Raw genomic sequence first — 11,810 nt, 5'->3', positions numbered from 1 at the left:
GCAGTGCCGCGCATCGTCAGATGCGCGGCACCCTGCTGTGGCAGGAACGAGCCGGAAAGGGTTCAGCGCTCGAAGGAGAAGGCGAGCTTCTTGCCGGTAAGCTTGCCGAGTTGCTGGAGCCGGCCGTCAAGGCGTTCGCCCTCGAAGTCGGCATAGGCTGCCGGGACGACGAATTCGAGATCGATGTCGGGCTTCGAAGATCGCCGGAGCGTGAGGTGGCGCGCCACACCCGGCATGGAGGCCGAAAAGAGATAGGCGACGCGCAACAATCCGCCCAGGAGCTTCGCCAGTTCGAGCAGGCGCGGCGTCGTGATGCCTGCGAGCGGGCTCGTGGCGCCGTCGTCGTTAAGCCCCTCGAAGCGGTAGTAATTCGCGAGCGCGATATAGGCCCGTCCCGCATGCGTGATGCCGGTGAACGCCGAGTGCGCAATGATGTTCAGCGCCTGCAGACCGCGATAGTCCGGATGCGCCCGCCAGCTGATATCCGCCAGCAGACAGGCTGCCTGGCGGTAGCGCCTCTCCTCTTCCGTTTCTTCGATGCCGAAGAACGACACGAGGCGGCCGGTCCATTCGGCGAGCTCTCGCGCATGCTCGGGCGAACGGGCCCGAAGGATGGCGAGTTCGTTGGCAGCCGTCAGCAGCGGATCCTGCTGGCGTTCCTCACTGGAAAGCAGCGAAAAGAGATACCCTTCGCGGACGCCGAGCGCGGAAAACGAGATGCGCTCGGGCTTCATGATGGAGATTGCCTCGTGCATCGTCACCGCACCGAAGGGCAACAGGCTCCGGCGGCTCTTGGAAATCGTCGCATAGGCGGAGGGCTTGATATTCTTCGGCTCCATCACTTCGGCAAGGATCGCCAACGCCTCGTCATAGGAGATCTCGTAACCCTGCATCATGTGCAGCGGGTAGTTGTGCATCTCCATGTGCAGCTTGGCGATGGCTCGCCAGGTTCCGCCCACGGCGTAGAACGTGCGTCCGGTCCCCTTCTTCAGGACCTCGGCGTCTTTCATGACTTTGCGTACCCAGGTCCGCGCCTTGCTGAGCGAGCCGCTCGAATGTTCGAAGAGGCGGATGCCGCCCAGAGGCAGCGTTATGCCCTTGCCGATCCGCTTGCCGTCTACATCGACAAGCTCAAGCGAGCCGCCGCCGAGATCGCCGACGACGCCATCCGGCTCATAGTAGCTGCTGACGATGCCCATCGCCGAGTAATGGGCCTCCTCCTCCCCGCTCAGGATCTTCACCCTTTGCCCGAGGATGGCTTCCGCCCTTTCGATGAAGGCCGCTCCGTTGGTGGCCTCCCGCGCCGCAGCGGTCGCGATCACATACATCTCGGTCGCGCGCGCCTGGTCGGAGAGTGCACGAAAGCGGTGCAGCGCCCTCAGCGCCCTCGCCACGCTTTCCTCCTCCATGCGGCCGGTCGCATCTATGCCCTTGCCGAGGCCGCACATCACCTTCTCGTTGAAAAGCATTGCCGGCGAACGGCTCAGCCCTTCATAGACGACGAGACGAATGGAGTTGGAGCCGATATCCACAACGGAGACCGGGCGGATGCCGGGCAGACGTCCCTGCGCTTCAGATTCGACCATGCAATTCCAGTTTACTTGTGCCAGCCGCTCTTCCAGCCGGCGATCAGCTTCGGTGCACTGGATTTCAGAGCCTCACCCCGGCCCGAAAGGCTCGGATTGGTCATGAAATAATGCTGAGCGTTGAACGGCTCGGCGTCCTTGCCGACTTCCATGCGGCGCGAGGTGCCGTCCGGAAGAATCTCGTAGCTCTGCTGGTTGTCGATGAGATTGCCCAGCATGATCTGCGAAAGAACCTGTTCGTGCACAGTGCGGTTGATGAGAGGAACGAGCGTCTCCACCCGCCTATCCAGATTGCGCGGCATCATATCCGCCGAGCCGATATAGACAAGCGCATTCTCCGATGGAAGTCCATGTCCGTTGCCGAAGCAGAAAATTCTTGAATGCTCCAGGAAGCGACCGACGATGGACTTGACGCGGATGTTGTCGGAGAGCCCGGGCACCTGCGGCCTGAGGCAGCAGATGCCGCGCACGACGAGATCGATCTCGACGCCTGCGCAGCTTGCCTTGTAGAGCGCATCGATGATTTCCGGGTCCACCAGGGAGTTCATCTTCATCCAGATCGACGCCGGCCGCCCGGCTTGCGCGTGGACGATCTCCTCCTCGATGTGCTTGAGGATGCGCGGACGCAGCGTATGCGGTGACACTGCGAGTTTCATGCCCCCTTCCGGCTCGCCGTAGCCGGTGATGAAGTTGAAGATGTTCGCCATGTCGTGGGCGATCACCGGGTTGCAGGTGAAGAACGACAGGTCGGTATAGATTTTCGCCGTGACCGGGTGGTAGTTTCCGGTGCCGAGATGGCAATAGGTCCTGAGCTTGCCCTCCTCACGGCGCACGACCATCGACATCTTGGCGTGGGTCTTCAACTCGATGAAGCCGAAAACCACCTGGACGCCGGCGCGCTCGAGGTCGCGTGCCCAGCGGATATTCGCCTCCTCGTCGAACCGCGCCTTGAGCTCGACAAGCGCCGTCACCGACTTGCCGGCCTCGGCGGCATCGATCAGCGCGCGCACGATCGGGCTGTCGTTCGAGGTTCGGTAAAGCGTCTGCTTGATCGCGAGCACGTCCGGATCGCGCGCAGCCTGCAGCAGGAACTGCACGACGACATCGAAGGATTCGTAGGGGTGGTGGACCACCATGTCCTTTTCACGAATGGCGGCAAGACAGTCGCCCGCATGTTCGCGCACACGCTCCGGGAAGCGCGGATTGTAGGGCTCGAAGCGCAGATCCTCGCGCGGCGCCTTGGTGATCTCCGAAAGCGTGTTCAGCGCCAGCAGGCCCGGCAGTACCGCGACGCGATTTTCCGGGACGCCGAGCTCCTGCACGACGAACTGGCGCAGCGAAGCCGGCATCTCCGAATCGGTCTCGATGCGGATCACCGACCCGCGGCGGCGGCGCTTGAGGGCGGTCTCGAAAAGACGCACGAGGTCTTCGGCTTCCTCCTCGACTTCGATATCGCTGTCTCGAATGATGCGGAACGTGCCCGACCCTTTCACCTCGTAGCCCGGAAAAAGCCGGTCGATGAACTGGCTGACGACATCTTCGAGGGTGATGTAGCGGATGACGTTCTTGACATCCGGCAGGCGAATGAAGCGATCGAGCGCCACCGGCAGGCGCAGCAGTGCCGTCATCGGATCGCGCCCGGTCTTGCTGACGAGCTGCAGGCCGATGGAGAAGCCGAGATTCGGAATGAACGGGAACGGGTGCGCCGGATCGATCGAGAGCGGCGTCAACACGGGGAAGATCGCCTGGTCGAATTCGTTCGCGAGCCAGCTGCGATCCTGCGCGGAAAGCGAAGCCGGACGGACGATGAGGATGTCTTCCTTGGCGAGATATTGCTGCAGGACGGCAAGCGATGCCTGCTGCTCCATCTGCAGATTGTCGACTTCCGTCAGAATGCTCTCGAGCGTTTCCGCCGGCGTCAGGCCGTCCGGGCTACGCAGCGAAAGCCCGGAACGGACCTGGCCCTCCAGACCCGCGACGCGAACCATGAAGAATTCATCGAGATTGGCGGCGGAGATCGACAGAAAACGGACGCGCTCCAGAAGGGGGTGCGCCGTGTTCAGCGTCTCCTCGAGGACCCGGCGGTTGAACTGAAGCCAGGAGAACTCGCGGTTGACGAAGCGCTCGGGGCTCTTGAGAAGGTCCAGCGCTTCGGCCGGCGCCTCACGCTTCTGCTCAGCAGATGCCTCGTGTTCCGTGATTGCAGACGTTGCGCTGTCCATGCCTGTAAAGCCCCATTACTCCGAACGACGAGCTACCCCAGTTTGACGACGGAACTGTGACAGTCAATCGGAGAGGCTTGTATTTGCAAGCTCTTCCAGAACTTCCGCGGCGAGCGCACGGGTCGGCCGCGTTCCACGCGCCAGCGCCAGGTGATCTATCCGCTCGACGATGGTCTGCGCCGCCTCCAGCGAGCGCTCCATGCGCGCGACGATGTAGCCGACCAGGCGCTCGTCCACGAGGAGCTGGCGGTCGGCAAAAAGCTTGGTGAGCACCTGCGCGAGCAATTCGTCGTCGGGCTCGCCGATTTCGACCACGGTGGCAGCCTTGAGGCGCGACTTGAGGTCAGGAAGCCGCACCGGCCATGACATCGGCCATAGCCGAGACGTCATCAAAAGCGCCGTACCGTTCTGTCGCACGCTGTTGATGACGTGGAAGAGAGCCGTATCGTCGAAGCCCTGGCGATCGGCATCCTCGAAGAGGACCGGCTTTTCCGCGGCGATATCGGCAGCGTTCGAGCCGGCAAAGGGATGTATCGGCTCCGCCCTCGCCTTTTCGCGCCAGATGCCCGCAAGATGCGATTTGCCGGAACCGATCGGCCCGCAAATGATGACCACCGGCGACGGCCAGACGGGCCAGTGATCGACGATGGAAATGGCCGCGCTCAACCGGTCCGAGACGAGCAGGTCGTCGCGACCGGTTGCGGGCGCATGGCCGAAGACCAAAGGCAATTGTTCGGACAGATGTCTCTTCATGCATTACCCGTGAGCATTCACCTTTTGCAGCTACGCACGTCCGCACGGAAAACCGCTATGCACTGGAAGTGCTCTAGCCGTTGCTCTCCGGCTCCTTGTGAACGGCTGTTCTATGCCCGTGATAGAGATCGCTATCAAGGTACCGCTGGATGCCGAAGCGGACAAGCACACCGATCGCGGCCGCTGCGGGCACCGCCACGAGCAGGCCGACGAAGCCGAAGAGCGCGCCGAACGCAAGCAGGGCGAACATCAGCCAGACCGGGTGCAGCCCGACGCTTTTGCCGACCAGTTTCGGCTGCAGAATATTGCCTTCGAGAAACTGGCCGCTGAAGAAAACGGCGAGAACCACAAGGATCCAGACATAGTCCGGCCAGAACTGAACGAGCGCGACGCCGAGCGCAAGCACGAGACCGACCAGCGATCCCACATAGGGGATGAAACTGATCATGCCGGCGAAGAGGCCGATCAGGAGGCCGAAATTGAGGCCGACCATGCTCAGCCCGATCCCGTAGTAAAGGCCGAGGATCACGCAGAGAGAGCCCTGGCCGCGTACGAACCCGGCAATGGTCGTATTCATGTCGCGAGCGATCTGCCGCACGACCTCGACGTAATCGCGCGGTATCCAGCTGTCGACCCTGTCGACCATCCGGTCCCAGTCGAGCAGCAGATAGAAGGCGACGACAGGGGTGATGACGAATAGGGACAGGATATTGAGAAGTGCGAGGCCGGAATTCCAGATCTGCTGGAACAGCGTGCCGAGGAAGCTTGCGCCTTGCTCTAAGAGCTTGGCCGAGTTCTGCTTGATGGTCGTCATCTGGCCGGCGAGCCAGTCCGGTAACAGCGTCGACTGGCTGTCGGTCAGGAACTCCTGAAGCCTGGTGATGTAACCCGGCATTTTCTGAATGAATTCGGCGGCTTGCGTGACGACCAGCGGAACGATGATCATCAGCGACAGCGCCAGCACGACGACGAAGGCGACCAGGATGGCGATCGTCGCCATCAGCCGGCTCAGACCGAGCCGCTCCAGGCGATCGGCTACAGGATCGAGAAAATAGGCGAGCGCCATGCCGGCGAGAAAGGGCAGAAGGATGGAGCTGAACACCAGCAGGAAGGCAATGAAGGCGACAAGCACCAGCAGCCAGAAAAAGATCTGGCGCTGAAGTCCCATACTGCTGACCCGATCGCCCATGACGGCCCCCGTTGCGCGCGGCACACCGCACCTTCCGCGTCGTTCGTTCGCACGAGATAGGGCTTGGGGCGCGCCAAGGTCAAGTCCGGCGGCGGTCACGGGACAAACGGCCTGTGACCGGCAGAAGGCGCTGACCACAGGCAGATTCACGAAAAAAGCAGGATCGGGCGCGCCTCCGCGCTTGCACTCCTCGCTTCTCCGTGCCAATCGCATCCGCAATCAGCGACGAGCCTTGGAGAGCGAGCATGAGCCAGTCGGGAAAGAACGGCCTCACCTACAGCGACGCAGGTGTCGATATCGATGCCGGCAACCTGCTGGTCGAGAAGATCAAGCCGCATGTCCGCTCGACCCGGCGCCCCGGCGCCGATGGCGAGATCGGCGGGTTCGGCGGCCTTTTCGACCTGAAAGCCGCCGGTTTCAGCGACCCGGTCCTCGTCGCCGCCAATGACGGCGTCGGCACGAAGCTCAAGATCGCGATCGACGCCGACAAGCATGACACGGTCGGCATCGACCTCGTCGCCATGTGCGTGAACGATCTCGTGGTGCAGGGCGCCGAACCACTGTTCTTCCTCGACTACTTCGCGACCGGCAAGCTCGATCCCGACCAGGGCGCCGCGATTGTCGCGGGAATTGCCGCCGGCTGCCGCGAGGCCGGATGCGCGTTGATCGGCGGCGAGACGGCCGAGATGCCGGGCATGTATTCCGGCGGCGACTACGATCTTGCCGGCTTTGCCGTCGGCGCGGCCGAGCGCGGGCAGCTTCTGCCTGCCGGCGACATCGCCGAAGGCGACGTCATCCTCGGGCTTGCCTCGTCGGGCGTGCACTCGAACGGCTATTCGCTGGTGCGCAAGATCGTTTCGCTCTCGGGCCTTGCCTGGGATGCTCCGGCACCTTTCGGCGAAGGCACCCTCGCCGACCTCCTGATGACTCCGACGCGCATCTATGTGAAACCGCTCTTGAAGGCGATCCGCGGGACGGGTGCGATCAAGGCACTGGCCCACATCACCGGCGGCGGCTTCCCCGAGAATATTCCGCGGGTGCTGCCGAAGCATCTTGCCGCCGAGATCGACCTCGGCGCCATCAAGCCGCCGGCCGTCTTCTCGTGGCTCGCAAAGACCGGCGGCGTTGCCGCCAACGAGATGCTGCGCACCTTCAATTGCGGCGTCGGCATGATCGCCGTGGTTCCGGCGAGCGAAGCGGAAAAAGTTGCGGCCGTGCTTGCCGGCGAAGGCGAAACGGTCTTCACGCTCGGCCGCATGGTCGCACGCGCCGAGGGCACACCCGGCACGATCTACAAGGGCAATCTCGCCATATGAGCTTGATGACCGGCAAGAAGAAGGTCGTCGTGTTCATTTCCGGCGGCGGCTCCAACATGATCGCGCTGGCGAAGGCTGCCGCCGCGCCGGATTTTCCGGCCGAGATCATTGCGGTGATCGCCGACAAGGCGGATGCAGGTGGCCTCGACAAGGCGGCCGGGCTCGGCATTCCGACCTTCGCCTTCGTTCGCAAGGATTTTGCGAGCAAGGAAGCGCACGAGGGAGCAATCCTGGCCGAGCTCGACCGCCTCCAGCCGGACGTGATCTGTCTCGCGGGCTATATGCGCCTTCTTTCTGCGGCCTTCATCCAGCGCTACGAGGGCCGGATCCTCAACATCCACCCGTCACTGCTTCCGCTCTTCCCAGGGCTCCACACCCACCGCAGGGCGATCGACGCCGGGATGAGGATCGCAGGCTGCACCGTGCACTTCGTGACGGAGGGTATGGATGACGGGCCGATCGTCGCCCAGGCCGCCGTACCGGTCGTTTCCGGCGACACGGCGGATACCCTCGCCGCCCGCGTCCTTACCGTCGAGCACAAGACCTATCCGATGGCGCTTCGGCTCGTGGCTGAAGGCAAGGTGCGGATGGAAGCCGGCCGGGTGGTCAGCCATGCCGTGGGCGAGGCAACGGGTACGCTCATTTCCCCCGTCATCTGACGTAAGCGGGTCATCTTCCCATCGCCAGCCGCCGGTCGAGCGCATCAAGGACGCGTCGTGTCAAAGCGGCATAATCGCCATCGAAATGATGGCCTCCCTCGATGGGAACCACCTCGATACCGGAGGATTTCAGATCCGGGCAAGCGTCGTCCTCCTCGTCGGTGCCGTAGATGCACTGAACGAGTGGCGGCTCGATCGCCTTGATGTCGTCGACCGGGTCGCCGGCATTCCCCTCCCCGTCGGCGCCGAGCCAGCCGAGGACGGAGATCTTGTAGTCGGCGCGATGCGACAGTGCCATGAGCGTGACCTGCCGTATGCGTGCGCGGGTCGCGGGCGCAAGCAGGTTGTATGTGCGCGGCAGGATGTCGGCGCCGAAGGAATAGCCGATCAGCACTACGTTGCGGACGCTCCACCGCTTGCCGTAATAGGTGATGACACGGGCGAGATCGTCCGCCGTCGCCTGCGGCTGGCGCTCCGACCAGAAATAGCGCAGCGAATCCACGCCGACGACGGGCACGCCCTGCTGCTGCAGGGCATTGCCGACCTCCTTGTCGATGTCGCGCCAGCCGCCGTCGCCGGAATAGATCACCGCCATGGTATCGCGCGTTGGCTTCGCATCGAGAACGGTCAGGGGGAGCCCGAACGGGTTGTTCCCGTCGTCCTCCTGCTGGATGTACCCGGCGAGCGTGCCGGAGAGTGCGGCATAGACGTCTTCGTCGCTCGCCTGGATTTCGACGTCCGGATGCTTGGCTGCGAGAGCGGCAACGTGCTCGCGCCCGGCGGGCGACGCAGACGGCGAAGAGATTACGGTTACCGGGTCGGGTAAGGCGCCATCGGTCAGGCCGTAGACCATGCGGTCGCCTTTTCGAGTTTTTTCGGCAGGAGTGCAGAGCTGCTTCGTCAGGGCGATACCCTCTTCGGGATCGACCGCGAGCGTCCGGCCGATGGTCGCTGCGGGCGACTGTGCGGCGATTGCCAGCGCCATGGCGCCGCCGGCCCCCACTCCGGCGACGATCGGCGGCCGATAGGCGCCGCTGCCGGCCGCGCGCTGCACCTGCTGACTCAAGGATTCGATGTCCGAAACGGTGTAGACGCATTCCCCGTCATCCCTGGCAAGGGCTGCCAGATAGGCCTTGAGGTCGATGCCGATGACGAGCGCTTTCTCGCTCGAAAGCTTTCGGGCCACGGCATCCTCCCTCTCAGTCCAGCCGCCGGCGTCCGAAAGCAGCACTACGGCGCCGGAAGGCGCCTCTTTCGGGAACAGGATGTGCGGTGCGGGGATCATGCCGGTGTCGAACTTTGCCGCGTCTTCGGCAAAGGACGGAAGGGATGCAGTGCCGGCAATCAGGGCCGCCAGGGCTGCACGCTTCAATATCCTTTTAATGGGGGTCATTTCCCGATCACTCCCTTCAGACCGCCGCCGATCAGGAATGTCGCATCCATCAGCGCCAGGATCGGGTTGAAGCCGCCGCTCGCCACCAGGTAGCGCGGTTGCCACTGCGGGTGAAACTTGGACTTGAAGGCACGCAATCCCTTGAAGTTGTAGAAGCGCTCGCCGTGCTCGTAAAATGCCCGGCCGGCGCGGTCCCATACGGGCGCCAGCCGCCGCTCCGACATTCCCGACAGCGGTGCCATTCCGAGATTGAAACGCCGATAGCCTTCGTTTTTCAGATATTCCATCAGTTGCGCGAACAGGAAATCCATCGCCCCTTTCGGCGCCTCGGGCGAGAAACGCATGAGGTCGACCGAGCCCTCCTCCTTCGTGCCGGTGATCAGAATATTGGAGAAGGCCACGATGCGACCCTGCCATTTGAGGATCGCAACAGGCTGCGCCGTCAGATATCGCGGATCGAAGGCGCCGAGGGAAAATCCCTTTTCCCGCGCATTGTGGTGGGCGAGCCAAGCATCGGAAACGGCCTCGAGCTCCGGAAGGATCGCCGATACCTCCGCAGGCGCGACGACCGAGAACTCCAGCCCGTCGCGAAGGCCACGGCTCACCTGCTGGCGCAGGTTTGCCCACTTGCCGCCCTTCATCTCGAAGCGCGTGAGATCGACCTCGGCAAGTTCGCCGAGGCGGAAGGCTCGCAAGCCCGCATCTGCGTAATGGGCAAGCCCGCGGGCCGAGACCTGGTAGAAGACGGCCCGGCAACCATTGGAGCGCGCCGCCTCGATGAACTGCCAGATCAGGTCCGGCCAGGCATCCACGGGCCCGACCGGATCGAACAACGCAATCCAGGAACGCGCCCAGCGGCCATACATGATGAAGGCCCGGCCGTCGGCGGAGAACATGATGCTCTTGTCACCCATGCGCACGAGGTTGGCATCGGACATGTCCTGCGCGTCGACGATGGCGATAGCCCGTTCCATCTCCTGCCGGCAGGCGGGCGCAACCGCCGCAGCGGCCGGGCGCATCAGGCTCCAGGTCGCTACAGCACTTGCGCCGATCGTCACTCCCAGAAGGGCGCGGAGCCCGCGCGGCGCCTCGGCGGAGAATTCGAACTGCCACCAGAGCTCATGACTATATGCGACGTCGCGATAGACGAAGAGCAGGACGACGAATGCGCCGAAACAGATGACGCCGAGCGCGGTAAGCCACGGCAGCGTCAGCGCCTGTCCGAAAAGCGAGGCGGGACGGTTGAAGAGCCGACGACTCGCGAGCAGCCCGACAAGGAGGAAGGCGAGCATGCCGGCTTCCCCGAGCGCCACCGCCTTCACCAGGGAAAGCAGGATTGCGGCCAGCGCGATCGCGATCGATGCCCACCAGGCGCCGTCGAGACGTAGCGCCAGCCCCCGAGCGACGATGAACAGCGCCAGCCCCAACAGGCTCGCCAGGAAATGCGCCCCTTCAATGATCGGAAGAGGCACGTAATTCGCAAGAAAGTCCAGGTTCTCGTCCGGCGTCGGCGTCACGCCCGAGAGCACCAGCATCAAGGCGAGGACGAGCGCCAGCGTGGCAAGCAATAGCGGCGTCATCCGGCCGCCGGCGCGACGAAGGCTGGAGGCTGCCGGGTGGCCCGCCAACTGGCGGAGTTCGATGCCGATCATCACGACGATGGCGATGAGCAAGGGCAACAGGTGGTAGATGACGCGGTAGAGGACGAGTGCACCGAGCACCGCGTCGACGCCGGCTGCGCGGCCCAGGCTCGCAACGATCACCGCTTCAAAAACGCCGAGCCCCGCCGGCACGTGGCTGAGCACCCCGAGGCCGACCGCCACGGCGTAGATCGCCAGGAAGGCGGGCCAGCCCACCGTTCCGGCGGGCAAAAGGACATAGAGGACGCTCGCCGACGCAGCGAGATCGAGCGCCGTCACGAGGAACTGGCGCGACGACGTCCGTGAGTCCGGCAGACGAAGGACGAGGCGGCCGATGCGGACCTCGCGACCGCTGCGGGCGGCGACCAGCACCGCCAGCAAGCCGGCAAGGACGAAGGCGGCGATTGCCCGCAGCCATACCGCATCGATCCCGGTCAACGGCGCCACGTATTCGCCAACGGCAAGCAGGCTCAGGCATGTGACCGTCGCGAGCCCCAATCCGAAGGCGAGCGTGACGAAGGCGATGATACGGGCGATCTCCTCCGGTTCCAGTCCAAGGCGCGAATAGGACCGATAGCGGATTGCGCCGCCGCTCAGCGGACCGAAGCCCGCGGTGTTGCCGACCGCATAGGCGCAGGCGGCGGTGAGCGCGACGGCGGGATAGGGGAGCTTGCGTTCGATGTAGTCGAGCGCGCTGACGTCATAGAAGGTGAGTGCGAGGAAGCTCAGGCCCGTGAACAGGATCGCCGTTGCCACCGATCGCCGGCTTGTTTCCGACAGCGCCGACACGACATCGTCATATTGCACCTCGGCCGTCAGGTGAAAGATCGCGGCCCCGAAGAACGCGATCACGAGGAGTGTGCCTAGCGCGGAGAGATAGCGCTGGTTGCGCTTCAGAAAGAGCATCCATGCGCCCCGCGGCCGCTGGTCTTTCTCTTCAAACTCTTCAGAGGAGGACGCCATTGGATCGCCCGTGTCGTTGAAGGAGACGACAAGGACTTACCGCAGCGTAGCGCGATCAAACAGTGAAATATCGGTAATGTAGAATATTG

8 protein-coding genes are annotated in these 11,810 nt (G+C 63.6%); 2 read left to right on the top strand and 6 right to left on the bottom strand.

Going from position 1 to position 11,810, the window contains the following annotated elements; genetic code table 11:
• Window positions 1-62: 62 nt before the first annotated feature.
• The 4 genes from ppx to AC5J09_RS18035 all read right to left on the bottom strand — a co-directional run bounded on the left by ppx (window position 63) and on the right by AC5J09_RS18035 (window position 5,750).
• Complete coding sequence (gene ppx, locus AC5J09_RS18050; protein WP_100672139.1) at window positions 63-1,586, bottom strand: exopolyphosphatase; 1,524 nt, start codon at window positions 1,584-1,586, stop codon at window positions 63-65.
• An 11-nt stretch (window positions 1,587-1,597) separates the two neighbouring features.
• Window positions 1,598-3,808, bottom strand: a complete 2,211-nt coding sequence (locus AC5J09_RS18045) for an RNA degradosome polyphosphate kinase (RefSeq protein ID WP_018094702.1) — start codon at window positions 3,806-3,808, stop codon at window positions 1,598-1,600.
• Between the two features lie 63 nt (window positions 3,809-3,871).
• Window positions 3,872-4,561: a DnaA regulatory inactivator HdaA gene (hdaA, locus tag AC5J09_RS18040; RefSeq protein ID WP_494298145.1), complete on the bottom strand. Its 690-nt coding sequence runs from the start codon at window positions 4,559-4,561 to the stop codon at window positions 3,872-3,874.
• A 73-nt stretch (window positions 4,562-4,634) separates the two neighbouring features.
• Window positions 4,635-5,750: an AI-2E family transporter gene (locus tag AC5J09_RS18035; RefSeq protein WP_324763193.1), complete on the bottom strand. Its 1,116-nt coding sequence runs from the start codon at window positions 5,748-5,750 to the stop codon at window positions 4,635-4,637.
• Between the two features lie 245 nt (window positions 5,751-5,995).
• On the opposite strand from AC5J09_RS18035, the gene purM reads away from it, so the two are divergent.
• The gene (gene purM / locus AC5J09_RS18030) at window positions 5,996-7,066 is read left to right on the top strand and encodes a phosphoribosylformylglycinamidine cyclo-ligase (RefSeq protein WP_018094699.1); all 1,071 of its coding nucleotides are present in this window, start codon (window positions 5,996-5,998) and stop codon (window positions 7,064-7,066) included.
• Complete coding sequence (gene purN, locus AC5J09_RS18025; protein ID WP_275596496.1) at window positions 7,063-7,725, top strand: phosphoribosylglycinamide formyltransferase; 663 nt, start codon at window positions 7,063-7,065, stop codon at window positions 7,723-7,725. The genes purM and purN overlap by 4 nt, the downstream gene beginning before the upstream one ends.
• 10 nt (window positions 7,726-7,735) lie before the next feature.
• On the opposite strand, the gene AC5J09_RS18020 is transcribed toward purN, so the two are convergent.
• Complete coding sequence (locus AC5J09_RS18020) at window positions 7,736-9,118, bottom strand: virulence factor (protein ID WP_494298144.1); 1,383 nt, start codon at window positions 9,116-9,118, stop codon at window positions 7,736-7,738.
• Window positions 9,115-11,721 (bottom strand): bifunctional lysylphosphatidylglycerol flippase/synthetase MprF, encoded by a 2,607-nt coding sequence (gene mprF / locus AC5J09_RS18015; RefSeq protein ID WP_411923194.1) that lies wholly within the window; start codon window positions 11,719-11,721, stop codon window positions 9,115-9,117. The genes AC5J09_RS18020 and mprF overlap by 4 nt, the downstream gene beginning before the upstream one ends.
• Window positions 11,722-11,810: the final 89 nt, after the last annotated feature.

The organism is Sinorhizobium sp., from assembly GCF_059070375.1.
Note: the sequence above shows the minus strand (reverse complement) of the source record. Positions and strands in the feature narration are given on the sequence as shown.

What these genes read in the sequence shown, in the direction of transcription:
- ppx (WP_100672139.1), bottom strand. Translation starts at nt 1,586, where the DNA reads ATGGTCGAATCTGAAGCGCAGGGACGTCTGCCCGGCATCCGCCCGGTC.
- AC5J09_RS18045 (WP_018094702.1), bottom strand. Translation starts at nt 3,808, where the DNA reads ATGGACAGCGCAACGTCTGCAATCACGGAACACGAGGCATCTGCTGAG.
- hdaA (WP_494298145.1), bottom strand. Translation starts at nt 4,561, where the DNA reads ATGAAGAGACATCTGTCCGAACAATTGCCTTTGGTCTTCGGCCATGCG.
- AC5J09_RS18035 (WP_324763193.1), bottom strand. Translation starts at nt 5,750, where the DNA reads ATGGGCGATCGGGTCAGCAGTATGGGACTTCAGCGCCAGATCTTTTTC.
- purM (WP_018094699.1), top strand. Translation starts at nt 5,996, where the DNA reads ATGAGCCAGTCGGGAAAGAACGGCCTCACCTACAGCGACGCAGGTGTC.
- purN (WP_275596496.1), top strand. Translation starts at nt 7,063, where the DNA reads ATGAGCTTGATGACCGGCAAGAAGAAGGTCGTCGTGTTCATTTCCGGC.
- AC5J09_RS18020 (WP_494298144.1), bottom strand. Translation starts at nt 9,118, where the DNA reads ATGACCCCCATTAAAAGGATATTGAAGCGTGCAGCCCTGGCGGCCCTG.
- mprF (WP_411923194.1), bottom strand. Translation starts at nt 11,721, where the DNA reads ATGGCGTCCTCCTCTGAAGAGTTTGAAGAGAAAGACCAGCGGCCGCGG.